The 23,738-nt window shown below is 62.1% G+C and carries 27 protein-coding genes, 2 tRNA genes and 1 pseudogene; 8 read left to right on the top strand and 22 right to left on the bottom strand.

Annotated features, from left to right (window positions below):
- Positions 1-95 precede the first annotated feature (95 nt).
- The 10 genes from NKH80_RS25360 to NKH80_RS25315 form a co-directional block, all read right to left on the bottom strand.
- Positions 96-171: transfer RNA gene (locus NKH80_RS25360), tRNA-Phe, on the bottom strand.
- A gap of 376 nt (positions 172-547) precedes the next feature.
- Positions 548-739: a DNA gyrase inhibitor YacG gene (gene yacG / locus NKH80_RS25355; RefSeq protein ID WP_352994311.1), complete on the bottom strand. Its 192-nt coding sequence runs from the start codon at positions 737-739 to the stop codon at positions 548-550.
- Positions 736-1,365 carry a Maf-like protein gene (locus tag NKH80_RS25350; protein ID WP_352994308.1) on the bottom strand — a complete coding sequence of 210 codons (630 nt, stop codon included), beginning with the start codon at positions 1,363-1,365 and terminating at the stop codon, positions 736-738. The genes yacG and NKH80_RS25350 overlap by 4 nt, the downstream gene beginning before the upstream one ends.
- Positions 1,366-1,390: 25 nt before the next feature.
- Positions 1,391-1,609 carry a translation initiation factor IF-1 gene (infA, locus tag NKH80_RS25345; RefSeq protein WP_006200926.1) on the bottom strand — a complete coding sequence of 73 codons (219 nt, stop codon included), beginning with the start codon at positions 1,607-1,609 and terminating at the stop codon, positions 1,391-1,393.
- 89 nt (positions 1,610-1,698) lie between these two features.
- Complete coding sequence (locus tag NKH80_RS25340) at positions 1,699-2,109, bottom strand: arsenate-mycothiol transferase ArsC (protein ID WP_353006212.1); 411 nt, start codon at positions 2,107-2,109, stop codon at positions 1,699-1,701.
- 58 nt (positions 2,110-2,167) lie between these two features.
- Positions 2,168-2,653, bottom strand: coding sequence for a UPF0262 family protein (locus NKH80_RS25335; RefSeq protein WP_352747096.1), 486 nt, complete (start codon positions 2,651-2,653; stop codon positions 2,168-2,170).
- A 2-nt stretch (positions 2,654-2,655) separates the two neighbouring features.
- Entirely contained in the window at positions 2,656-3,948 is a 1,293-nt protein-coding gene (gene hisD, locus NKH80_RS25330; protein WP_352778322.1) for a histidinol dehydrogenase, read from the bottom strand.
- Positions 3,949-3,952: 4 nt separating this feature from the next.
- On the bottom strand, positions 3,953-4,384 hold the full coding sequence (locus NKH80_RS25325) for a DUF2948 family protein (RefSeq protein WP_254820565.1): 432 nt from the start codon (positions 4,382-4,384) through the stop codon (positions 3,953-3,955).
- 93 nt (positions 4,385-4,477) lie between these two features.
- Positions 4,478-5,770: a UDP-N-acetylglucosamine 1-carboxyvinyltransferase gene (gene murA / locus NKH80_RS25320; protein ID WP_352751527.1), complete on the bottom strand. Its 1,293-nt coding sequence runs from the start codon at positions 5,768-5,770 to the stop codon at positions 4,478-4,480.
- 158 nt (positions 5,771-5,928) lie between these two features.
- Entirely contained in the window at positions 5,929-6,129 is a 201-nt protein-coding gene (locus NKH80_RS25315) for a hypothetical protein (RefSeq protein ID WP_352475882.1), read from the bottom strand.
- 173 nt (positions 6,130-6,302) lie between these two features.
- Between NKH80_RS25315 and NKH80_RS25310 the strand changes: the two genes are divergently transcribed.
- The 3 genes from NKH80_RS25310 to NKH80_RS25300 all read left to right on the top strand — a co-directional run bounded on the left by NKH80_RS25310 (position 6,303) and on the right by NKH80_RS25300 (position 8,360).
- Positions 6,303-6,377, top strand: a tRNA-Thr gene (locus NKH80_RS25310).
- 874 nt (positions 6,378-7,251) lie between these two features.
- Positions 7,252-7,626, top strand: coding sequence for a hypothetical protein (locus tag NKH80_RS25305; RefSeq protein WP_352994305.1), 375 nt, complete (start codon positions 7,252-7,254; stop codon positions 7,624-7,626).
- Between the two features lie 188 nt (positions 7,627-7,814).
- Positions 7,815-8,360 carry a group I truncated hemoglobin gene (locus NKH80_RS25300; protein WP_352994302.1) on the top strand — a complete coding sequence of 182 codons (546 nt, stop codon included), beginning with the start codon at positions 7,815-7,817 and terminating at the stop codon, positions 8,358-8,360.
- Positions 8,361-8,440: 80 nt separating this feature from the next.
- On the opposite strand, the gene NKH80_RS25295 is transcribed toward NKH80_RS25300, so the two are convergent.
- The 5 genes from NKH80_RS25295 to NKH80_RS25275 all read right to left on the bottom strand — a co-directional run bounded on the left by NKH80_RS25295 (position 8,441) and on the right by NKH80_RS25275 (position 12,287).
- Positions 8,441-9,034 carry an SOS response-associated peptidase gene (locus tag NKH80_RS25295; protein WP_352994299.1) on the bottom strand — a complete coding sequence of 198 codons (594 nt, stop codon included), beginning with the start codon at positions 9,032-9,034 and terminating at the stop codon, positions 8,441-8,443.
- 83 nt (positions 9,035-9,117) lie between these two features.
- Positions 9,118-9,375: a hypothetical protein gene (locus NKH80_RS25290; RefSeq protein ID WP_352994296.1), complete on the bottom strand. Its 258-nt coding sequence runs from the start codon at positions 9,373-9,375 to the stop codon at positions 9,118-9,120.
- A 203-nt stretch (positions 9,376-9,578) separates the two neighbouring features.
- The gene (locus tag NKH80_RS25285) at positions 9,579-10,106 is read right to left on the bottom strand and encodes a hypothetical protein (protein WP_352994293.1); all 528 of its coding nucleotides are present in this window, start codon (positions 10,104-10,106) and stop codon (positions 9,579-9,581) included.
- Positions 10,107-10,611: 505 nt separating this feature from the next.
- The gene (locus NKH80_RS25280) at positions 10,612-10,812 is read right to left on the bottom strand and encodes a CsbD family protein (RefSeq protein WP_023677416.1); all 201 of its coding nucleotides are present in this window, start codon (positions 10,810-10,812) and stop codon (positions 10,612-10,614) included.
- Positions 10,813-11,003: 191 nt separating this feature from the next.
- Positions 11,004-12,287, bottom strand: coding sequence for an ROK family transcriptional regulator (locus NKH80_RS25275; protein WP_352994290.1), 1,284 nt, complete (start codon positions 12,285-12,287; stop codon positions 11,004-11,006).
- 195 nt (positions 12,288-12,482) lie between these two features.
- On the opposite strand from NKH80_RS25275, the gene NKH80_RS25270 reads away from it, so the two are divergent.
- From NKH80_RS25270 to NKH80_RS25255, 4 genes are all read left to right on the top strand, one after another.
- Entirely contained in the window at positions 12,483-15,041 is a 2,559-nt protein-coding gene (locus NKH80_RS25270; protein WP_502900996.1) for an ATP-binding cassette domain-containing protein, read from the top strand.
- Entirely contained in the window at positions 15,038-16,027 is a 990-nt protein-coding gene (locus tag NKH80_RS25265; RefSeq protein ID WP_352508639.1) for an ABC transporter permease, read from the top strand. The genes NKH80_RS25270 and NKH80_RS25265 overlap by 4 nt, the downstream gene beginning before the upstream one ends.
- A 46-nt stretch (positions 16,028-16,073) precedes the next feature.
- Positions 16,074-17,075 (top strand): rhamnose ABC transporter substrate-binding protein, encoded by a 1,002-nt coding sequence (locus tag NKH80_RS25260; protein ID WP_352508640.1) that lies wholly within the window; start codon positions 16,074-16,076, stop codon positions 17,073-17,075.
- A gap of 86 nt (positions 17,076-17,161) precedes the next feature.
- Positions 17,162-17,923, top strand: coding sequence for a glutamine amidotransferase (locus NKH80_RS25255; protein ID WP_352508641.1), 762 nt, complete (start codon positions 17,162-17,164; stop codon positions 17,921-17,923).
- Between the two features lie 69 nt (positions 17,924-17,992).
- Here NKH80_RS25255 and NKH80_RS25250 read toward each other — a convergent pair whose 3' ends face one another.
- The 7 genes and pseudogenes from NKH80_RS25250 to NKH80_RS25220 all read right to left on the bottom strand — a co-directional run bounded on the left by NKH80_RS25250 (position 17,993) and on the right by NKH80_RS25220 (position 21,999).
- On the bottom strand, positions 17,993-18,496 hold the full coding sequence (locus NKH80_RS25250) for a DUF2314 domain-containing protein (RefSeq protein WP_352644236.1): 504 nt from the start codon (positions 18,494-18,496) through the stop codon (positions 17,993-17,995).
- Positions 18,497-18,614: 118 nt separating this feature from the next.
- A pseudogene (locus NKH80_RS25245) lies at positions 18,615-18,755 on the bottom strand (SDR family oxidoreductase); the annotation flags it as partial.
- Positions 18,722-18,853, bottom strand: a complete 132-nt coding sequence (locus tag NKH80_RS25240) for a hypothetical protein (RefSeq protein WP_352508643.1) — start codon at positions 18,851-18,853, stop codon at positions 18,722-18,724. The pseudogene NKH80_RS25245 and the gene NKH80_RS25240, both read right to left, overlap by 34 nt.
- Entirely contained in the window at positions 18,843-19,724 is an 882-nt protein-coding gene (locus NKH80_RS25235; protein ID WP_352508644.1) for a YihY/virulence factor BrkB family protein, read from the bottom strand. The genes NKH80_RS25240 and NKH80_RS25235 overlap by 11 nt, the downstream gene beginning before the upstream one ends.
- Positions 19,725-19,926: 202 nt before the next feature.
- The gene (locus NKH80_RS25230) at positions 19,927-20,280 is read right to left on the bottom strand and encodes a TadE/TadG family type IV pilus assembly protein (RefSeq protein WP_254820550.1); all 354 of its coding nucleotides are present in this window, start codon (positions 20,278-20,280) and stop codon (positions 19,927-19,929) included.
- Positions 20,281-20,320: 40 nt separating this feature from the next.
- A complete protein-coding gene (locus tag NKH80_RS25225) occupies positions 20,321-20,740 on the bottom strand; it encodes a TadE/TadG family type IV pilus assembly protein (RefSeq protein ID WP_352508645.1) in 420 nt (139 codons plus the stop codon).
- Positions 20,741-20,766: 26 nt separating this feature from the next.
- Entirely contained in the window at positions 20,767-21,999 is a 1,233-nt protein-coding gene (locus tag NKH80_RS25220; protein ID WP_352508646.1) for a pilus assembly protein TadG-related protein, read from the bottom strand.
- Between the two features lie 380 nt (positions 22,000-22,379).
- Between NKH80_RS25220 and NKH80_RS25215 the strand changes: the two genes are divergently transcribed.
- A complete protein-coding gene (locus tag NKH80_RS25215; RefSeq protein ID WP_352508647.1) occupies positions 22,380-23,693 on the top strand; it encodes an NAD(P)H-dependent oxidoreductase in 1,314 nt (437 codons plus the stop codon).
- Positions 23,694-23,738 lie beyond the last annotated feature (45 nt).

Below are 23,738 nucleotides of genomic sequence, written 5' to 3'. Positions count from 1 at the left end.
TTGCAGACCATCGACAACCCGTTCGGCACGAGGTTGTCACCCATGTCTTAGGTACATTCTGTTACCCATGTCTCCGGGTCGTACCCCGAGGTGGATGGTGCCCAGAGGCGGATTCGAACCACCGACACGCGGATTTTCAGTCCGCTGCTCTACCAACTGAGCTATCTGGGCCTGCCCCAGTGGGCGGCAATCTGCACACCGGGTTCATGAAAGCGCCGTCGGCACCCCTTGAAAGCGCGTGGGTTATAGCACGGGAATTCGGCCTGTCCAGCGCTTAGAGCATGATCCCGAAAAGTGGAATCCGGTTTTCGGAAAAAGATTATGCTCAGACAAAAAGCATGATCCCGAAAAGTGGAATCCGGTTTTCGGAAAAGATCATGCTCAGACAAAACGCCAGAACCTGTTCCGTCCGACAGTGCCCGGCCGGAGCAGGTTCTGGACATTGATTTCAGTCGGGAAGCGACAGGCAGTCCGCAAGGCCGATCATCGGTCACGATCGCGGCTGCGAAACCGTCCCAAGCCTGCGGAAAACCGCAGGTGGACGGTGCTATTTCTGGTCGTCGTTCTCATCCTCGTCGTCGCGGCCCGGGATGACGTAGACCCCCTTCAGCCAGCGGTTGAGGTCGATGTCCTTGCAGCGCTTCGAGCAGAACGGATAGGTTTCGCGCGCCGATGGCTTGCCGCATTCCGGGCATGGCCGCTTGGGACGCAGCGGCGTGACCTTGTCGTCCGAGCTCATATCCCTGCACCCGTCAGCCAGTTGGCATGCACCTTGAAGCCTTCGCCGCTGAGCAGCGCCACCGTCTCGTAGAGCGGCAGGCCGACGACGTTGGTGTAGGAGCCGACAAGCTTGACGACGAAGGCGCCGGCAAGCCCCTGGACGGCATAGCCGCCGGCCTTGCCGCGCCATTCTCCGGATGCGATGTAGGCCTCGATCTCCTCGCGCGGCAGCCGCTTGAAACGCACCCTGGTCTCCACCAGCCGCAAGCGCTGCTTGCCGCCTGGCGTGATCAGGCAGATGCCGGAATAGACGCGGTGCGAACGGCCGGACAAAAGCCCGAGGCAGTTGGCCGCGTCATCGAGCGTCTCGGCCTTGGGCAGGATGCGCCGCCCGACGGCGACCACCGTGTCGGCGGCCAGCACGAATGTCGGCACGTAGTCGGTCTCGGTCTTCAGCGAGGCCAGCGCCTTCTCGGCCTTCTGCGTCGCCAACCGCTTGGCCAGCGAGCGCGGATGCTCGGCACGCAGCGGCGTCTCGTCGACATCAGCCGGCAACACACGGTCCGGCTCGATGCCGGCCTGCTGCAGCAGCTCTATCCGGCGTGGCGAACCCGAGGCAAGCACGAGCTTCTGCAAAATGCCCATCGCGATCCCGGCCGGGTCCTTGAACTTACTTGAAGCGGTAGGTGATGCGGCCCTTGGTCAGGTCGTAGGGCGTCATCTCGACCAGGACCTTGTCGCCGGTCAGAACGCGGATGCGGTTCTTGCGCATGCGGCCGGCCGTATGGGCGATGATTTCATGTTCGTTTTCGAGCTTGACCCTGAACATGGCGTTGGGCAGCAGTTCTGTCACGACACCCGGAAACTCGAGGACTTCTTCCTTCGGCATTCGATACCTTTGCTTGGATGGATACTTCCAGCGCCCCGGCCGGAAAGTTGCGCGGAACCTATATGATAAACGTCCGCTTGTGAACATGCTTAATCCGCGGCGTTTTCAGCCCCGTTGCCGAGAAAACGGCGGCCGATCCGCGCCTTCAGCCGCTCGCGCACGTCGCGATAGGCGGCCATGATCTGCTCGCGCGTGCCGCTGACGCCGGTCGGGTCGGGCATCGGCCAATATTCGACTTCGACGGCCAGCGAACGGGTGAGCTCGAGCGCGGTGTGGTGGGCTTCCGGCGCCAGCGTCACGATCAGGTCGAAATAATCGTCCTCGAGGTCGTCCATCGTTCTCGGGTGCCGTTCGCCCAGTGAAAGGCCCTCTTCGGCCAGTACGGCATCGACGAACGGGTCGCGTTCCCCGCCGCGCACCCCGGCCGAGGCAACGAAGGTGGTGGGCGGGAGCACCTTGCGTGCCAGCAATTCGGCCATCGGCGAGCGCACTGCGTTCATGCCGCAGACAAACAGGATCGAGCGGGGCAGATTCGAGCGGGGCAGCGGGGCGGCCAGTTCAGCCTCGCCAGTGCAGCACGCAAACCAGCGTGAACAGCCGGCGCGCCGTGTCGAAGTCAATCTCGATCTTGCCGGCGAGCCGGTCCATCAGCGTTTGCGAGCCTTCATTGTGCAGGCCGCGCCGGCCCATGTCGATCGCCTCGATATGGCTGGGCGTCGCGGTTCGGATGGCATCATAATAGCTTTCGCAGATCATGTAGTAATCCTTGACGATGCGCCTGAGTGGCGTCAGCGACAGGATGTGGGTGACCACGGCTGCGCCGTCCTCGCGCGTCACGGCGAAAACCAGCCGGGATTCGGCCAGCGACAGTTTTAGTCGGTACGGCCCGGCGCCATCGTCATTGACCGGTTGAAAACGGTTCTCCTCGATCAGGTCGAAGATCGCCACCGCCCGCTCATGCTCGACATCGGGCGTCGAGCGGCCGATCGTCTCGTCGAGCTCGACATCGATCAGCCTGGCGCGGGTTTGGTCGTAGTCGGACATTTCTACATGTTCAGCCGGATGCCGACGGAGCGTCCATGCGCATCGAGGCCTTCCGCCTTGGCGAGCGTAATCGCCGCCGGCGCCAGCGCCCGCAACTGCTCCGGCCCGAGCTTCAGGACCGAAGTGCGCTTGACGAAATCGAGCACCGAAAGTCCGGACGAGAAGCGCGCTGAGCGCGCTGTCGGCAGCACGTGGTTGGAGCCGGCGACATAGTCGCCGATGGCTTCCGGCGTATGGCGGCCGAGAAACACCGCGCCGGCATTGCGCATCCGCGCCAGGAATGCCTCGGGATCGTCGATGGCAAGCTCGACATGTTCGGCGGCGATGCGGTCGACCAGCGGCAGTGCCGCCTCGATCGTCGGCACCAGGATCACGGCGCCGAAATCGCGCCAGCTCGCCGCCGCCGTTTCTCCGCGCGGCAGGTTCTGCAACTGCCGCTCCACCGCCTGTTCGACCGCCTCGCCAAAGGCAGAATCGTCGGTGATCAGGATCGACTGCGACGATACGTCGTGCTCGGCCTGGGCGAGCAGGTCGGCGGCGATCCAGTCCGGATCGTTGCTGCCGTCCGCCACAACCAGCACTTCCGAGGGCCCGGCGATCATGTCGATGCCGACCGTTCCGAACACCTGGCGCTTGGCCGCCGCGACATAGGCATTGCCGGGGCCGACGATCTTGGCGACAGGTTTTATCGTTTCGGTGCCAAAGGCAAGGGCGGCGATCGCCTGGGCGCCACCGACGCGGTAGATTTCGGAGACGCCGGCAAGGTCGGCCGCCACCAGCACCAGCGGCGGCACGTCGCCGCCGGAGGCCGGCACCACCATGGCGATGCGCTCGACGCCGGCGACCTTGGCCGGCACCGCGTTCATCAGCACCGAGCTCGGATAGCTCGCCGTGCCGCCCGGCACATAGAGCCCCACGGCCTCGATCGCCGTCCAGCGCGAGCCGAGCTCGACGCCGGCGGCATCGGTGTAGCGGTCGTCCTGCGGCAGCTGGCGCTGGTGATGGGCGCGGATGCGCTCGCGGGCGAATTTCAGCGCCTCGACCGTTTGCGGATCGGCTGCATCGTAAGCCTGGGCAATGTCGTCCCTGGAGACGGCGATGCCGAGCTCGGCCAGGTCGCCGCCGCCGAATTTCTGCGTGTACTCGACCAGCGCGGCGTCGCCCTCGGCGCGCACCTTGGCGATGATCTCGCGCACCACGGCGTCGACATCGGCCGAGACCTCCCGCTTGGTCAGCAGGAACGCGGCAAAGCGCTGCTCGAAATCGGCGTCGGACTGGCGAAGCGTGATGGCCATCGGCTCAAACCCTGTGGGCCGGGCGCGACGTCGCTTCCCAGGCGCCGCCGACATCGGCAAGCCGCGCCTCGATGCATTCGACATCGAGCATGATCGCGCCGCCGCCCGAAAAGATCAGCTCGACGATGCCGGCCGGCTTGTCGAGCGCGAGAAAGCTGATCGCCAGCAGCGACAGCACTTCGTCGGGCTTGTCGCGGGCAATGCCGCTGGTCTTGGCGCCGAGCACCCGGTCGAAATGCAGCACAGCCTGCCGCCGCTCGTTGTGCTGGCGAAAGAAGCCGGATTTGGCCTCCCAGACGAAGCGATTCATGGTCAGCACGAAGCGCTTTACCGAAGGCAGGTATTCAAGATCGCTGACCTTCATGACGGCATCCTGGACATGCGCCGAGATGATGCTCAGATCCTGATCGTCGAGCGCGACAAGCTTGAGGGCCATGCGGATTTCACACCTGAAGGTTGGACTATTCAGCCTTCTGTTAGGCGGTCTTTCCGGTCCGTGCAACCGCGCCACAAGCCCTGCGGAAAGGCTCTAGCCCGAAATGCGCTCGATCTCCGCGCCGCAGCCGGACAGCTTTTCCTCCAGCCGCTCGAAGCCGCGGTCGAGATGGTAGACGCGGTTGACGGTGGTTTCGCCTTCGGCGGCGAGGCCGGCGATGACCAGCGACACCGAGGCGCGAAGATCGGTCGCCATGACCGGCGCGCCCTTCAGCTTCGCCACCCCGTCGACGATCGCGGTCTGGCCGGACAGCGTGATGTGGGCGCCGAGCCGGGCGAGTTCCTGGACGTGCATGAAGCGGTTTTCGAAGATCGTCTCGGTGATGCGCGACTTGCCCTTGGCCATCGTCATCAGGCCCATGAACTGCGCCTGCAGATCGGTCGGGAAAGCCGGGAAGGGCGCCGTCGTCACGTCAACCGGTGAAATGCCGGCGCCATTGCGCCTGACGCGGATGCCGGAATTGGTCTGCGTGATCTCGGCGCCGGTCTGCGAAATGATGTCCAGCACCGTCTGCAACAGGTCGGGCCGCGCGCCTTCGAGCACGACGTCGCCGCCGGTCATCGCCACCGCCATCGCATAGGTGCCGGTCTCGATACGGTCGGGGATCACCCTGACGCGGGCGCCCGACAGCGCCTCGACGCCGTCGATGGCGATGGTCGCCGTGCCGGCGCCCGAGATCTTCGCGCCCATGGCGTTGAGGCATTCGGCGAGGTTGACGATCTCCGGCTCGCGGGCGGCATTTTCGAGCACCGTCTCGCCCTTGGCCAGCGAGGCCGCCATCATCAGCACATGGGTGGCGCCGACCGAGACTTTCGGGAACACATAACGGTTGCCGACAAGCCGTCCGTTCCTGGTCTTGGCGATGACGTAGCCGGTGTCGACGTCGATATCGGCGCCCAGCGCCTGCAGGCCTTCGAGGAAGAGGTCGACTGGGCGCGTGCCGATGGCGCAGCCACCGGGCAGCGACACCTTCGCCTCGCCCATGCGGGCCAGCAACGGACCGATCACCCAGAACGAGGCCCGCATCTTCGACACCAGCTCGTAAGGCGCCGTCGTGTCGACAATGTTGCGGGCGGAGAAAGTGATGGTGCGCGAATAGCCTTCCTGCTGCTTTTCGCGGCGGCCATTGACCGAGTAGTCGACCCCGTGATTGCCGAGGATGCGGATGAGCTGTTCGACATCGGCCAGATGCGGCACGTTTTCCAGCGTCAGCGTGTCGTCGGTCAAAAGCGAAGCGATCATCAGCGGCAGCGCGGCGTTTTTCGCGCCCGAGATCGGGATGCTTCCGGCAAGCTTGTTGCCGCCGACAATTCTGATGCGATCCATGAAGAGCGTCCCCTCGGCTAAAAGGCCGGTTTAAATCGGTTGAGTCTGTTGCCGCCCATCTAGACCATTGGCCGGCTTGGTTCAAGAAACAGGCTATTCCCCACTTTGGCCCACGCTGATTTGGCCAAAGTACCGGCGACCAACATAGCCGATTCGCGTTAATCTTTTTTCATCGCCGCCTGCAGCCCGTCCGGCCGCTGGTCGGCGTCGCCGGTCCTTCGTGAGCGCAATTGCGCCTTGCGCTTCTGCAGATTGGCGCGCAACTGCTCGGCCAGGCGGTCCTTGCGGCCAGTTCCTGCCTTTTTCGCGGAACCATCCTTCTTCGGTGGCTTGTTCGGAGAAACTGCCTTGTCGTTCATCGTTCCGTCCCCGGCCCGGCGACCCGCCGGTACGGATCAAGGGATAGCCAACATTGTGGCACGGCCATGTCCGCAACGATCGCCTGGTGCGGCCTTTCAACCCGGCCCCGTTTGTGCCCTTGTCTTGGCCTTGCGCTTGCCGGTTCGATATGGCAGAAGCCCCGCCATCGGCGGCTGCGGTAGCTCAGTGGTAGAGCACTCCCTTGGTAAGGGAGAGGTCGAGAGTTCAATCCTCTCTCGCAGCACCAGCGAATTCAGCATGCACCTGTTAGCGCCAACTGGTCGCTAGTATCCCGGGCAGACTCCAGCATCATTCGAACCACACTGAAGCGATCCAGTCAGATCGCGGCAACGCTCGCTGGCATGGCGACGCCCCCGAGCGGGAAGTGGACGGCTATGGGTCAGGCGAACCCAATCCGATGGCGTTGGGGTCAAAACCCGATTGTCAGGGGCGGAAGGCGTGGCTCCTCCGCGTCGTCAAATGGGGTAGCCGACGGCCCCGTTTAGGATTCGAAGCAGTCTTTGCCCCCAGGCTACTGTGTCTGACGTGAGCCCAACGGTCCAGCCGTCCGAAATCGGCCCGCGCATGGCGGCCAGCGCCGTTCGGGCGGGCGTCCGAAAATGCCTGAATGCCAAGCATCTCGCCATGATAGAAATGCCAAGGTCGAGCCACAGCTCGTGCTCGCACGCGCCATGATGCGCATGGGGAAGCGCTCTGGTCTGCCCCCGCTGCAGGCGACTTAACAAAGCTTGCAGCCGGGAACAATCGCTCAATGACTCGCGTTTCTTGCGAAGACCCGCTTCTTTTGCACGGGCAGCGGCCTCGAAGGCTCGCAAATGTCGCGCCGGCGTTTCAATCGCACCCGCCTCAGCCCTCACGATTTGGCTATTTGTGAACGCGTGTTTGATCAGGTTTGCGCAGATGAGCACATTGACCCTCTAAGCCTGGCTGCCGAAGCCTTGGCGGTGATGATTTTCGCAATCTTCCGAAACGTGACTACCAATGAGCGCGAATTGCTGGAGGAAGTTAGGTCTCTTCGTGGCTCAAAAGGCACAGAGAAGGCGCACTAGCTTGGCAACGTTCTGCGGCGAATTGGTCTAGTCCGGCTTTGGCACAGCCGTTTGGCATCTGAATTGCTCATTGAGAATCGCCAGGTTGTAGCCACCGAGCTTGCGAAGGGGATGGAAATGGGCTTAGCCGAAGACTTATCAGATGTCGCGCTCACATTCGAATGTCCGGATTGCTTGCATCCGGCGGTAAGAAAGGGCTCTGCACTAAGAACAATCGCGCACTTCAAATGCGATGGGTGCAACGCAAAGGTGCGGATAACCTATCCGCAGAAGCTAGCGATCTTCGAAAAGCACAGGCTATTGGCCGCGGGCGACCGCCGCCAGCAAGGCCAGGAACACTACGGTGCCCGCAACAACATCGATCGGGCCGCCGATGCGGCCGAAGTGGCTTCGCGACCGCTGCCGCGCGCGGCGACGCGTGCTTAAGCCTTCCTCATCCGCGCGACCTTCACGCATGTGACCACGGCAATGCCGTCCATCGGAATAATTCGGGCGAAGGGCGCGTTAGTTCATTAGACGATGCTAAAAATACGGCAACGTGTCCGAATGTCACTTCATGAAGCCCGCCAGACAGGCTGCGGCTTGCTCTGGCCTAACCTCGAAGGGAACCAGGGATGAAAATTTCGACCTCTTTCACGAGACGAAGTGTTGTCGCCGGGCTGGCGCTGGCCGCCGCATCGACGTCGGTATTGCCTGCCGACAACGCACTCGCCCAGGCTAAGAAAACCACATCGGGGAAGACTCTATATGAGCGCCTGGGTGGTGTGTTCGCCATCGCAGCGGTGATCGATCATTTCAGCGACGCCGTCGTGATGAACCCGATTGTCGGCAAGAAGTCCAAGAACCCACAATTGCGCAAATGGCACACCAAGAACCTTGAAAGGTTGCCCGGCCTCAAGTTCATGCGGACGCTGTGGGTCTGCGACGTTTCTGGCGGGCCCTTCAAGTTCGTCGCCACCAAGCCCGGCACGACGCCGCTCGGCCTCGAGGAGGCGCATCGCGACCTGCGGATTTCCCCCGCGGAATTCGATGAGGTCGCAGCGGAACTCGGGCGGACCTTGGATCATTTCAAAATTCCGAAGCCTGAGAAAACCGAAGTCCTGGAAGCTTTCGCCGCTCACAAGGACGAGGTCACCGCCGGCTACGTCAAGCCGGGCTGAAGCGCTTATATCGCGCGGGCATTCGTTCTGAGCATGGGCGCGGCGCGGCCGCAGCTCAGCGCGCACCTTTCCGATGGTCCCTACTCTGAACCCGCCCGAGCTGTCTCCACTCTGAGCGACCCTTCCGGCAACGGGCGCAGGAGTTCGGCCTCGGACCTCGTCAGGTGGATCCAGGCCGCCCAGTCCGACGGCCGCAGCACAACCACTTGCCGGTTGTGGTATGGCGCCACGTCCGGCCCCGGCTCGCTCGTCAGCATCGTGAACGTCGGCGGCTTGTTGCCGATTCCCTCGCGCCACAACCCGGCAATCGCCATGAACGAATGGCCATTCAGCGTGAACCTGTGCTTGGTTTTTGGATATTTCGTTCCCGTGAATTCGAAGAATGCCGACGCCGGAACGAGACAGCGCTTGCTGTTGCCGAACTGCCGGCCCTCCGAGCGAAAGTTGAATACAGGTCCGCCTTTTGGCCCGGCCGGGGGAAAGCCGAACGTCATCGACGCCAGTTCGATTGCGTCGCCGGCGGCGCGCATTACAGGCGCGGGGTCGTTGATGTGGATGTCATCCGTCTGCGGCAGATCCAGTTCGGTTTGATGGCTGGGGATTTTGAGCGCCAGCGATTCCATCATCCGGCAGTATTCGGCCCAGGCGATGTGCTGCTCGTAGTCGTTGCACATGGAAAGGCTCCGTACGCTCGACCGAGATCAGTTCAATCCATAGCGTTTGGTTGGCGCTGATTGCCGGCGGATTTGATATAAGCCTATTTGGGCCGGCGTGCAGCAGCGATGGTCTGCAACAGATTGATGCTGTTCACGTCAGGTTGACTGGATGCGGCGACGGCAAGTGCGGTGGCCTCGGCTATTTTCGCGACGTCGTCGCTGCTGATCAATCCGCGCTTTTCCAGCAGATTTACCAGTTCGACAACGAGAAGAAAGGCGTTCACACCATATCGTTCGGCTTTGAGCTCGAACTCGCCTCGGGCCAATTTCTCCCTGTCTCCTTCAGCCCGTTTGTCCACGTCGGCGTCCTCTCCTATGGCTACAAGCTATTAACGCTTAGCACGAATGGTTTAATCCTTCGAACTGGCCACAACCTTCGCCAATTGCCGGGCATAGTGTCGCCGGTGGCAAGGGGCATGGGTTCAGCCAAGGATGAGACCAGCCAACAGAACGGTAAGAATAAAGGACAACACCACGGTAAGTAGCCCGCATGCTTCAAACTTCATCGGGCACCAGATCGGACGCGGAGCCGGCTTGAATTTGGCGAAGCGCTCCTCTTCATCGGCCCGGAAGGCGTCTCCGCGAAACTCCGGAGCACCGTATGCGCGGCGCCGGCCTGCCTTTCATCGACCCGGGCCATCACCAGTACGACACCCTCAGCGATCCTCGGCTTGCGCGGCTTCTGGGCGAAATTGGCGAAAGTTCCGAGAAGCACGCCGGCAAAGCCGCCCCACGCCGCGCCGACCAGGGCCATGCCGGTCATCCCCGCAGGATCAACGTCTTGAGCTCCAAAAGCGCTGAAGCCGGCCAACAGACCAGCCGTGGCGCCAAGTGCGGCACCGGCGACGGCGCTCCGCCAGAGAGCGCTCATCTCATCGTCGTAATATCCAGCAACGCTGATCGGTTCATCATTGTCGTTGTAAGATCCGACCACGCTGATCTGGCGGCGGCGAATCCCGGCAGCCTGAAGCGCGGCAACGGCACGTGCTGCCTGGGCATGGGAATTGAACAGTCTGCTGATTGTTTGCATTCACGCCCAGGCCCGACGCTCGTTAGCAGCGTCGGGCCTCTCCTCCCTGGCTTTGAACTCTTCCGCCCGGACGCATCTTCGTCGCGCCAAAGCTCACCACAACGTGAGCCAGCCGGCTACGTTCCTCAGCCGAGGCTTCGGTCCAACCCCAGAGCGGCTTGCTTGGGACCTAAGTCTGACCAGCTTGGGCGTGCTGAGGCCATGCCGCGCGGGGACGGTCGCCGGCTCGAAGAGAGGGTTCAGATGCTATCGCAGACCCAAAAAACTCAAAATGGCTATTACGATCACGATCGCGCCGACCAGCCAGATAATGTTGTTCATGATTGCACTCCTTCGCCTCCGGGCGGGGCGCACGCCGGGGCGAAGCCCGCCACGCAAGTAGAACATTAGATACGGCTAAAGGTTCCTCGCGGGGCCTCGCTGTCGAAAGAGCCCACCGCACCAGTCGGCACGGCGGGCGACGCGAGTTCACCCCGGTGGGAGAAGACGGCGTTGCGTCCAAGGCTCAGCTGATGCTTCTGGACCAGTCATCAACCTGGCGCTCCGCCTCTTCCTTGGCGATGCCATATCGCTCCTGGATACGCCCCAAGAGCTGGTCCCGGTTGCCCTCGATCCGATCAAGATCGTCGTCGGTTAAGTCACCCCACTGCTCTTTCGCCTTGCCTTTGAACTGCGTCCATTTTCCCTTGATTTGATCCCAGTTCATATGTTCCTCCTTGCTTCCTGGGCCCGCACTGAAGCGGAGCGCGGACCGATCGGCATTTCAATGTCGGTGACGAATGAAGATTAGCGGCCGCTAAAAGTTCCGGTGCCGGCGCAAAAAGCCCGCCGTGCCCGTGCCGGACTGCGAGCTGATGTTGATGATGCCTGGAGCTTGATGCTCCTTGCAGCGCCATCCTATCCCGTTGAAACCGCTGAGCTTCTCGCTGGTTGGCTTTGGCTGGCAAGTCTCGACAGGCTGCCCAGCAGCATCGTTCTGTCCTTGCCGATCATCAGCACGCCGCTGTCGGGTGCCAACAGTGCCGAGAACGGCAGCATCGCCGCGCCGATTGGCGAAGCCTCGGGGCCGAATTGTCCCGAGACGATTTCCGGCGCCACGATGCCGATGGCGCTGATCCTGTTGAACTGGGTCTGCACCTTTGCCAGCAGCTCGAGATGGATCGGCCGCGGCAGGATGCTGTCGAGAACGATCGCCTCGATGTCGATGACCGAGGTGATGGCGATGATCGCCTCGACCAGCGCATTGGCGCAATCGTCGATCCATTCGGACAGCGGCTCGCGCGCCCCCGGCGGCAAGGGGTCGAGTTCGCGCACGCGATTGATTTCGATGCCGCGCGATTTGAGATGATTGACCAGCACATAGATCGAAGCGCGATGCAGCAGGCTCTGGTAGCGCGCCGGCTTGGCCGCCACCGAATCGAGGCTTGAAGGCGAGACCGGCAAAGGACCGAGCGCGGCGCTGTTGCCGTGCGGCCCGGTGTGGACCTTGCCGCCTTGCACCAGTCCGCCGCCGACAAAGGTGTCGATCGAGATATGCATGAAGTCGCGGAACCGCGCGCCGGTCCCCTGGATGAGCTCTGCGAGTGCAGCCGATGACGCGTCGTTTTCCACGAAGACCGGGGTCTTCGGCTTTGTGGCGAAGACCGTCGTCAGATCGATTGCTTCCCAGCGGCTGCCAAGGTCGTCGGGAAAGCCGAGCTCCTCGCTCCAGCCGCCGAGGAAATACGGCGAGGCGATGCCGACGCCGACGATGCTGGCATCGCCAAGCCCCTCGATCAACTTGTCGAAATTGGCCAGCGACATGTTGCCGGCCTTAAGCACCATGTCGGGATCCGGAAAGCGATATTCGTGCGACTCGCGCGAGCGGACCTCGCCGGCGAAGTCGACGAGCACGGCTTCCAGCGCGCGCCGGCCGATCTTGATGCCGACGCTGTAGATGCGCTCCGGTGCAAGTCGGTAGAGAGTGGACGGCGATCCGCGTTGTCCGAACCTTTTTCCCACTTGCTTTACAAATCCTGACGATTCCAGCCCGTCGACAATGGTGGCGACCGCGGCCGGCGTCAGATTTGCGGCGCGCGCCAGATCGGACTTGGATGCCTCCTTCAGGCGGCGAATGGCATCAAGCACGAAGCGCTCGTTATAATGCCGAACCTTGACCGAATTGCTGCCTTTTCCGGACAAAACCGGCGCCTCCCCATCATTCCCGCAGAGCCACTCCAGCCGCTTGCAGCTTTGAGGCTGCCGCGGGGTCGAGCACTCCAATCGCACCCGTGCGCGACGCGACAGTGCCCTTCGCGGCCATGGAAGTCAATTTTCCAGTTGCGGCATTCGACCATTTAATATAGCAAATTGAAAAAACAGGACCAGGGAGGAAGGGTGCTGCACTTGGGCGCATTAGGCGAAGCCGACGCCATGGTGAAGAACGACGCGGCTGTCCCCGTTGCCCTGGTTCAGGCGACAAAAGCCTTCGGCGGCACGATTGCCCTCAAGGACGCGTCCTTCGACTTGCGCTCAGGCGAGGTGCTGGCTCTGCTTGGCGAAAACGGCGCCGGCAAGAGCACCTGCGTAAAGCTGCTGGCCGGCGTGTATCTCCCGACCGGCGGCCATGTCGAAGTCGATGGCAAGCCTGTGGTCTTCCATTCACCGCACGACGCCCAGGCTGCCGGCATCTCGGTCATGCACCAGCACCCCGGTCTTTTCCCTGATCTTTCGGTGGCGGAGAACATCTATCTCGGCCATATGCCGCGCGACCGCTTCGGCGGCATCGACAACGCCGCCATGCTTACCGGCGCGCGCAGGGTGCTGGCGACAGTCGGCCTCGACGTGCCGGCCGAAACCCGGCTCGGAACGTTGCGCACCTCCGAACAGCAACTGGTCGAGATCGCCCGTGCCCTGTCGCTCGACGCGCGGGTGCTGATCATGGACGAGCCGACGGCCGCCCTGTCGCAGCGCGAGGTCGAGCGGCTGTTCACTGTCGTCGCCGACCTGCGGCTGCACGGCGTGGCGATGATGTTCGTCGGCCACCGCATGGACGAGATCTTCCGCATCGCCGACCGCATCGCGGTGCTGCGCGACGGACGTTTCATTGGCGTCAAGCCGAAGGCCGAGCTTGGCCGCGCCGCCGCCATCGGCATGATGGTCGGCCGCGAGGTGACCGACCTCTATCCGCAACGAAGCCACGCCACCGGCGCACTGGTGCTGGAGGCGAGGGGGCTTTCGCACGCCGGTGGCTTTTCCAATATCGACCTCAAGCTCCATGCCGGCGAGGTGCTCGGGCTCGGCGGCCTGGTCGGCAGCGGTCGGACCGAGATCGCGCGCGTGCTGTTCGGCATCGACCAGCCCGATGCCGGCGAAATCCTGATCGACGGCGAAGCTGTGCGCTTCGCCTCGGCACGCGACGCCATGGATGCGCGCATCGCCTATGTCTCGGAAGACCGCATGGGCCAGAGCCTGGTGATGGATTTTTCCATCCTCGACAACGCGGTGCTGCCAATCCTCGACGAGGCAGCCCGCTCCGGCTTCTACGGCACGAACCGCGCGACCAACCTGGTCTCGGACTGGCTGAAGCGCATGAAGCTTCGCTTTTCCGGCTACGCGCAGCCGGTGAAGGAACTGTCCGGCGGCAACCAGCAGAAGGTGGTGTTGGCCAAATGGCTGCGCACCGAACCGCGCGTCCTCATCCTCGACGAGCCGACGCAAGGCATCGATGTCGGCACCAAGGCGGAAGTGCATGCGATGATCGCCGACCTTGCCGCCCAGGGCATGGCCATCATCCTGATCTCCTCCGAAATGCCCGAACTCATCGGCATGTGCGACCGCATTATCGTCCTGCGCGAAGGCCATCGGACGGCCGAATTTGCCAGGGGCGAAGCCACTCAGGAAAAGGTGCTGGAAGCAGCGACGAAAGCCGGCGAAAGCGCCGGCCCGGTAGCACAGGCCGCCGGCGAGGAGAAAAGAAAAGGGCCGCTCGACATACTGAAGCGGCGGGAGTTCGGCCTGCTCGCCGCGATGCTGGCGGTCGCGATCCCGGTCACCATCATCAACCCGCGCATGGTGAGCGCTGCAAACCTGACCGCCGTGTCGATGGATGCCGCGCTGCTCGTGGTTGCAGCACTCGCGCAGATGCTGGTGCTGATCACCCGCAACATCGACCTTTCGATCGCCGCGGTGATTGGCCTGTCGGCCTACATGGCGGCCAGCATGGTCCAGGCCTATCCAGGGCTCGACATCGGCATCGGGCTGATGACCGCATGCGCCGTCGGTGGCGTCGCCGGCCTGATCAACGGCCTCGTCGTCACCAGGGGAAAGATCCCGGCGATCGTCGTCACGCTGGCCTCGATGTCTATCTTCCGCGGCTTCAACTCGATCTGGGCAGCCGGCGACCAGATCAGCGCCGACGAAGTCACGCAAGCCTGGCTCGACATGACCGGCCTGAAGATCGCCGGCGTGCCGCTGATCGTCGTCATCGCAATCGTCATCCTGTGCCTGGGCTACGTGCTGCTCTATCGCACCGCCTTCGGGCGCGAATTGTTCGCCGCCGGCTCCAATCCCGACGGCGCGCGTCTGATCGGCATCCCTGTCGACCGGCGCATTCTGCTGGCCTTTGGCATGGCCGGCCTGCTCGGCGGCCTGTGCGGCGCGCTGTGGGCATCGCGCTATGCGACCATCGACGCCCGCGTTGCGCTCGGCTTCGAACTCACGGTGATCGCGTCAGCGGTGGTCGGCGGCGTCGCCATCCGCGGTGGTTCGGGCACGCTGCTCGGCATCATTCTCGGAGCCCTCACGCTGCTGGTCATCAAAAACGGGCTGACGCTGGTGCGCGTCGATCCGCTGTGGCTGCAGGGCGTCTACGGCCTGGTGATCCTGGTCGCCATCGGCATCGACACCTTCATCGTACGGCGCGCCGAGCAGGCAAGACAGGCGAGGGCGCGGTGAAAAAGTTCCTCCGGTCGATCGACTTCTGGGATCTGCTGCTGGCGACCTCCTGTGTAGCCATCTTCCTCTATGCCGCGATCTTCGTGCCGAATTTCGTTTCCGGCTTCAATCTCTCGCAACTGGCCGCCAGCGCCTCGGAAAAGGCATTGCTGATCCTGCCGATGACGCTGCTCATCATCACCCGCGAGATCGACCTGTCGATCGCCTCGGTGCTGGCGCTGACATCCGTCGTCTTTGGCTTGCTGGTCCAGGCCGGTATGCCGACGCTTGCCGCAATTCCGCTGACACTCGTCGGCGGCGGCCTGCTCGGCGCCTTCAACGGCTATCTGGTCTCGGGCCTTGGACTGCAGTCGTTGGTTGTGACGCTCGGCACCATGGCGCTCTATCGAGGCCTTGGCTACATCCTGCTCGGCACCGGCTCGGTCAACATCCTGCCGCCCGCGGTCGTCGATTTCGGCATCAACAACCTGCCTGGCACCGAGATACCGTGGACCATCGTGCCCTTCCTGGTGCTGGCGCCGGTGTTTGCGGTCGTGCTGCAGAAGACGCCGACCGGCAAGCGCATCTACGCGCTCGGCGGCAGCCCCGAAGTGGCGCGCTATTCGGGCATAAACACGCGGCGGATGGTGCTGAACCTGTTCGTCGTCTCGGGCGTTGTCGCCGCCATAGCCGGCATCGTCTATACCGCGCGCCTCTCCAACGCCCGCGCCAACAATGCGCTCGGCATGGAGCTCGACGTCATCACCATTGTTCTGCTCGGCGGCGTCAGCGTCTTTGGCGGCAAGGGCCGCCTGACCGGCGTCATGCTGGCGCTGGTCCTGATCGCCATCATCCGCAACGTGCTGGCGCTCAACCAGATCGGTGGCGACGCGCAGGGCATGATCATCGGCCTGCTTCTGATCGGCTCGCTGCTGGTCGGCAATTACTGGCGCTCCACACAGGAGCTGCTCAGCAGATCCCGCGCAATGCGCGAGACAAAGGGGTGATCTCGGGCCCCTTCCTTCAAGCCCGAATTTTGACGGAGGAGTCACAATGAAAGCGTTTAGATTAGCCCTGCTCGCGTCCGCGGTTCTGCTTGCGCCAACGTCGCTGGCCTTCAGCCAGGAATGCGCCAAGGAACCCGTAACGGTCGGTTTCCTGCCCAAGCTCGACACAGATCCCTATTTCAAAGTGGCCTTCGGAGGCGCACAAGAGGCGGCCAAGGAAATTGGCGGCACCGCCACCCAGGTCGCCCCATCGCAGGCGACTGCCGAGGCGCAGATCGAATTCATCAACAGCCTCGTGTCGCAGAAGGTCGGGGTCATCGCAATTGCCGGCAACGACGCCAATGCCGTCGCGCCGGCGCTGAAGCGCGCCGTTCAGCAGGGCGTCAGGGTGATTTCGTATGATTCCGACGTGGCCGCCGATGCCCGCGCGGTGTTTGTCAATCAGGTGAAGGGCGACAGCCTCGCCGAGATGATGCTGGAAAGTGCATTCGCCCTCAGCGGCGGTGAAGGCGAATTCGCGATCCTGTCGTCGACGCCGACGGCGACCAACCAGAATGCCTGGATCGACTTCATGAAGGCGAAGATGGCGGCCGAGCCGAAGTTCTCCAAGATGAAGCTGGTGCAGGTGGCCTATGGTGAAGAAAGCGAACAGATCAACCAGCAGCAGGCATTGGCGCTGGTCCAGGCGTTTCCCGATCTCAAGGTGATCATCGTCCCGGCAGGCATTGGCCTTCCGGCGGCCGCGCGTGCACTCGAGGAAGCGGGCATGATCGGCAAGGTCAAGCTGACCGGCCTCGCGCCGGCCACTCTGATCTCGAAATACATCAAGGACGGGGCGGCTCAGGATATCTGGTGGAACGTCACCGATCTTGGCTATCTTACCTATCAGACAGCCCAGGCGCTTGCGCAGTGCAAGATCACCGGCAAGGAGGGTGAGAAGTTCACGGCAGGCAGGCTCGGCGAATACACGATTGGCGCCGGCGGCGAACTGATCCTTGGTCCGGCCAAGATCGTGACCCCCGAAAATCTGGCCGAGTTCAAGTTCTGATTCTATGGAGCTCAAGCTCCAGAGGGGCGCCGGTCGATCCGGCGCCCTTCCTAAAACATCTCGAATGAAAACAGTGCGGGGCGGCAATGAAGATCTTGCTTGCAGGCGAAACCTTTGCAGCGACGACGTCGGTTGCCATCGGCAGCGACGTGCTTACAAGTGCGGCCTCGACCAATGGCGCTATGGCCTTCAATGCCGCGCTGGCCACTGAAGGCATCGCCGTCACGCAGATCGGCGGCGAGCGTTGCAGCGCGGAGTTCCCTTATGACCTCGATGGGCTCGCCCAATATCAGGCGGTGGTGATCTCCGATGTCGGCGCCCTGACATTGCTGGTCACGCCGGATGCCCGCGCCGGGCGTGTCGGCGTCAACCGCCTCGATGTGCTCAAGGCCTATGTCGAAGCTGGCGGCGGGCTGATGCTGGCCGGCGGTTACATGGGCTTTCAGGGCATGTTCGGGACGGCGCGTTTCCACGACACCCCGGTCGAGGACGTTCTGCCCGTCCGCTGCCTACCCTACTGCGACGGCATGGAGGTGCCGCAAGGCCTGCAGGCCTCCATCCTGCAGTCGTCACATCCGATTTTTTCCGGGGTGGAGGGGCCTTTGCCGCCGATTCTCGGCATGAACAAGCTGGAATTCAGGCGCGACGGTTCGTCCCGGCTTCTGGCGACCTGCCACCATCGCGGCACCGACTGGCCGCTCCTTGCCGTCGGCAGCCATGGCCGCGGCCGCGCGATTGCCTGGGCAACCGATATCGGCCCGCATTGGCTCTCGCAGGATTTCCTCGCATGGCCGTTCTACGGAAAACTGATGGCGAACATGGTCCGTTGGCTCGCCGGCAATGAATGAGAAAGCTGGTTTGACCAGTGCGGTGCCCAATCCTCCAACGAAAGACCAGGCCATTAAGCATGCGTTGAATCAGGACGGCAGTGGCTCATAAACCGAAACCCCGATGTATCGATCGTATGAGCCGCGATCTTTCTCAGGAAGCTTGTCTCGGGTTACGCGCAATGTGAATCCCCCATGCAAGTGCCCCGCGTCGAGAACCATCCAATCGAAAATATCGTCGCCTTCAAATGCAAGTCGCTGTCCGACTTGATGCCATTTCTGAAGCTCGGGTGGCACCCCGAAAAACGTACCCGAAAATAGCCGCTCCTCAGCATGATAATGCACTGCGGCAAGCCAAAGGAAAACAAAGTTGTCCTCCCCAAGACGTTCGGACTCGTCGGGATCGCGAAACCGAAGCTTCGCGGAACAGAAGGCATCTGCATTTCTCTCGATGTGTTCGACAAATGTCGGCACACTCGCAAGTGCGCGATCGTAAGCTGCAAGGAAGGCGGGGTCTGTCTGCGAGATAGTCGTGAAGAGTGGCTCATTCCGCGGTTCGTCGAATTCACTGTTCGATTGAGATTTTTCGCCCATAAAAGACCTCTTGGACTAACCTTGAACCGCTCAACGACCTGCGAAGTCCGCGCGCTTCTTCCGGTGTGGGGAGGCGGCACTCGCGAGGCGGTGTCGCACTACCAGCCAAAGAGCCCTATCACGCTAGCGACCAACCGCCATCCACCAATATATTCGCGCCGGTGATCAGTGACGCCGCCGGCAAGGCGAAGAACACCACGGTGCCGGCGACGTCGATCGGGTCGCCTATGCGGCCGAGCGGGATGTGGCCGAGCACATGCAGGCGAGTGCGCAGGCGCGGCCGATGCCGCGCGAGGCGCCGGTAACCAGCACCACCTTGCCGGCCAGGTCGAATTTCGGCGTGAATTCATTTGTCATGCGATTCCACCTTGTTCTTCAAATCGGTCCGGCTGCCGTGTCGGACCGAATAGGCTCGCGTGAATTCGGCGCCCAGCAGAAATATCTCCGCCGAATAGTAGACCCATAACAGCACGACGAGCAGAGCGCCGGCCGCGCCGTATGACGATGAGATGGCGCTGGTTCCGATATACCAGCCAATCAGCGACTTGCCGATGGTGAACAGAAACCCGGTGACCACGGCGCCGAGGCCGACATCGCGCCATTGCAGGCTGCGGTCGGGCAGCACCTTGTAGATCGCGGCAAACAGCAGCGTGATCAGGGCAAACGAGACGATCCCGTTGATGGCGCTCAGGATGATGGTGCCGAACGGCAGATAGGCGTTGATGACCTCTCCGAGCGCCGAAATTGCAGCGCTTACGACCAGCGACACCAGGAGCAGGAAACCAAGCGCGGCGACCAGGCCCAGGCTTGCAATGCGTGCCCGAACCAGCCGCGAGATCGTTGCCCCGCTCGGTTTGACTTTCCAGATCTCGTTCAGCGCCAGCTGCATTTCGCCGAACACGCCGGATGCGGCGACGAACAACGTGACCAGCCCCAGAATGCTGGCAAGGGTTCCCGCTTCCTTCTGCGAGGCGTTCTCGATCGTCGCCTGCAGCAGCTCGGCACTTTGCGGCCCCATCAGGCCGGCGATCTGTGCCGAAAGGGCGAGTTGCGCCGCCTCGTGCCCGAAGGCCATGCCGGCGATAGCGACAACGATGAGCAGGATCGGCGCAAGCGAAGTCGTGGCATAAAACGCTATCGCCGCCCCATGGCTCAGCGCATTGTCGTTGACGAAGCCGAGGATGCTTTGCCTGAGGAGTACCCAGCCCTCCGTCGCCAAGTTCCACATGTGGGCCTCGCATAGTTGTCATTAAACAAGTAGCGGCGAGATAGAAGTGGGCGAGGGGTAGTGGACGACCTGGCCGCCGGCTCTGAAAAAACCTCGCGGAGGCGCAGGTGTTGCTGGCCGAATTGCGGTAGCCCGCGAGAAACCGACGCAGCCACTTTCGTTGGGCCGCTCACCCCTTATTGCCTAAGGAAATTGGACGCGCTCATGATCCAACCAATGGAACTGCGACAGTCGTCCCATAATTTATCGGATACCGATCGAAGTACGGGAACTCGATAACGAAAGCATACCTGGCCGTGAGATGTGCCATTCGAAAGCCGCCGTTGGGGGCGTCGATTGCTATTGTTACGTCTACGTCTTTCAATCCCAAAGTCAGCAATTTTGCCGTGGCTATGGCTTCTATCTCGGCCTGCGTCAGCGAGTTCTTCATCTGCAGCGCACGCGCGGACGTTTCCAGCGTATACCGAACACTGGACATGGCATTCAAGGCCCAGCCGAATGCGAAGACGCCGATCAAGACCATTATCAGAACAGGGGCGATCAGCGCGAACTCCAACGCAGCTCCGCCTGATGCTCCCCGTATGAAGGCCCTCGCTTTAGCGAACACGGATCACCTGTTGGTGGCTGAGCTCGCGCGAGAGCGAAAACGCGCCGAAACTGAAGGGCGGTGACCAGGTGGCTGTCGCTTGGATTTCGACGAAAACCGCGGGAGCTTTCAAACTGTCGCACAGGACAGATGGATCGACCACGGTGGTCCCGCACATATATTTCCGGCTCAGCGTCACCTGCGCGTCGCCGGGATGGTTTTCCCAGCCTGAAAGAGCGACAGCTTGGATAGTCGCATCCTCGGCTGCTCCTTGCATCACGAGATTCGCCGCCGTTTTGACGCCTGCACGCATCGACAACGCGTTCGACACAAAAGACCAGCCGTCAATGATGCCAAGGAGTACCAGGCAAAGGATCGGCACAATCAGCGCAAACTCTACCGCGGCAGCACCCGAATCGCTGCGGAACATCCGGACTGCTGACCCTGTCACGAAGATTACTCGACAAGCTTTATGGATTGCGTCGCCGGAATGTCTCGCATTCCAAGGCTCGTGCAGTCCTGATTGACGTTCGCGTTGCCGGACCACTGCACGGTACTGGCGACGACCTGAGTGCAACCGCCTTTGCCCGAGAAATTGCCGAGATAATTAACGTCTTGCGTTGGAAAATACAAAGCGCCGGTCAAAAGCGAATCTGCCGTGCCATTAACCGTGTTCGATCCAGTCAGGTTGGCTTTGTCGCCGTAAAACAGCACCCCCGAATAGGTGCCCGACGTTGGTGCGCTGAGCTTGATGGTGGCCGTGCCGTTCATGCTGACGCCGGAGCTGCCGGCCAGATAAATGATGACTCCGTCGCCGGAAATATTCGCGTTCGAGTTCGCTTTGAAATCACCGCCTTGAATGACGTATATCCCGGGCGAAAGCGTTACATTGCCGCTCAAGCTGAGCCCCCTGCAGTATGTTCCAGGTTGCAACACCGACTGATTGCTGTTTCGACAGGGGTTCGTGGCCGGTGGCGCCGGCAAGTCGGCAAAAGGATCGGCAGCGGGCAACGCCTGGGTTATCGGCCTGGCGCACACGGTCGTCACGGGGTTGCTCAACGAAACACCGCCTGCCGATACCAGGCAATCGACCTGAAGGCTTGCCGATCCCTGAAGCTTGATGGCGTCCGCGGCTATCGAATTCGACATCACGACGCAGCCGTTCAGTTTGAGATTCGAACTGCCGGAAAAGAGCGCCGCTTTCGGAGCGGAATGATTGAGAGCTAGAGCGCAGGCCTTTGAGGCGTCGGTGATAAGAGCCACCGCTCTTGCCTGTGCGCCGACCGCATTTTGCGTGAATATCGATGTAAAAAACCGATCGAGGGTCTGATGAACGATGACCTCGACAGCCTTTTGGGCCACATTCGGGCCGGAGGACGGGGGCGTGAAGATTTCGATTGTGCCTGTCGACGGGTCCCAGCCATTCGTTGTCGCAGACAATGTCGCGGCGGAGACTATCGTTGGTTTGTCGGATCCTGAAACCTTTTCCAAAGCGCCAGCATAGGCTGCCGCATCCGCCACCGCTTGTAGCTTCAGGCCGCTGTAATACCAGTAGGAAGTCTCAACGCCGAGACCCGCGCCGCCGACGACGATCGGCAACGACAGGGCAAAAATAGTGGCAACGTTGCCACTCTTGCCGGTTCGTCGCATGCAGAAAAAACGCCTGAAGATACGGGCACGCCAGTCCATTCCTCATTTAAGCCGGGATGCATAAAGGAATGACTAAGAATTTCCGTCCATTTCTTGGCTGTGATCCATTCAAACGGCGCTTAGCGGTTCTGCTGCACCCGTTCGCCGGTTGTGCCCTGAGAGGCATTTTCTAAGATCTGAGAACGCGGACGTTAGGCCCACAGGACCGTCGGTAACACTTTGGCCGGGTGCATTGTCTTCACAGAAAGCAATCCGATTTTGGGGCCAAGCGCAAGAAAACACCGCCGGCGGCCGGTTTCGTTGGCAAACCGTTACCGTTCCCTGCTATTCCCGCATCCTGATGCATGTTGCCCAAGTGTGCCGCGGTTTTGGGACAGCGACATGCGCAAACAAAGACTTAAAGCAGTGGACGCTCTCGCATGACCAATGTCGCCTTGACCGGGCTTGCCCGCGATCTTGCCAAGCGCGCCGCACAAGGCCGCCCGGTGCGCATCGGCGTCATAGGTTCCGGCGAGATGGGAACCGACCTGGTGACGCAAGGCATGCTGATGCCGGGCATTTCGGTTTGCGCGATCTCGACGCGCCGCCCGCATACGGCGCGTGATGCCATCCGCATCGCCTATGGCGACGAGGCGATGGCACGGGAGGCCGATACGCCGTCGAAGCTCAGCCAGGTGATCGAAAGCGGCAAGATCGCCATAACCTCGAACGAAATGCTGGTCACCAATCCGCTTATCGATGTCGTCATCGATGCTACCGGCAAGCCCGGCGTCGCCGCCGATTTCGACCTGATGGCGATGCAGCACGGCAAGCATCTGGTGATGATGAATGTCGAGGCCGACGTCACTATCGGCTGCTATCTGAAGCAGCAGGCCGACCGGCTCGGCGTCGTCTATTCGGTCGGCGCCGGCGACGAGCCGTCGAGCTGCATGGAGCTGATCGAGTTCGCCTCGGCGCTCGGCTACACCATCGTCTCCGCCGGCAAGGGCAAGAACAACCCGCTCAACCACGACGCCGTTCCCGACGACTATCGCGAGGAAGCGCTACGCCGCAACATGAATCCGCGCATGCTGGTCGAGTTCGTCGACGGCTCGAAAACCATGGTTGAGATGTGCGCCATTGCCAACGCCACCGGGCTGGTGCCCGACGTTCCCGGCATGCACGGCCCCAAGGCCGATCGCGACGAGCTGGTCAAGGTGCTGATCCCGCGCGAGCAGGGCGGCATCCTGTCGAAGAACGGCGTCGTCGACTACACCGTCGGCAAGGGCGTGGCGCCCGGCGTCTTCGTAATCGTCGAGGCGACGCATCCGCGCATCATCGAGCGCATGGACGATCTGCATATCGGCCACGGCCCCTATTACAGCTTCTTCAGGCCCTACCATCTGACCTCGCTGGAAGTGCCGCTGACGGCCGCTCGCATCGCGCTTTATGGCAAGCCCGACATGGTGCCGCTGCCACGGCCGGTGGCCGAGGTCTGCGCCGTGGCCAAGCGCGATCTGGCGACGGGCGAGACGTTCGATGCGATCGGCGAGACCTGCTACCGCTCCTGGACCATGACCGTCGAAGAAGCCCGCGCCCATCGCGCCGTGCCCGTCGGCCTGCTCGAAGGCGGCAAGGTGCTGAAACAGGTGCGGAAAGGCGAATTGCTCACCGCCGACAATGCCGCGCCCGACCCGACGACCAGGCTGTTCGCCTTGCGCCGGCTGCAGGACGGGATGCTGTATGGAGCGTAAGGCTCTCGACCGGTGAGCCGTCGCAATGGCCTCCGGCCGAGCACT

Origin of the sequence: Mesorhizobium sp. M0904, from assembly GCF_040319475.1 — a bacterium.
Classification (GTDB): Bacteria; Pseudomonadota; Alphaproteobacteria; order Rhizobiales; family Rhizobiaceae; genus Mesorhizobium.
The sequence above is the reverse complement of the archived record's forward strand: the minus strand, read 5'-3'. Positions and strand labels throughout refer to the sequence as shown.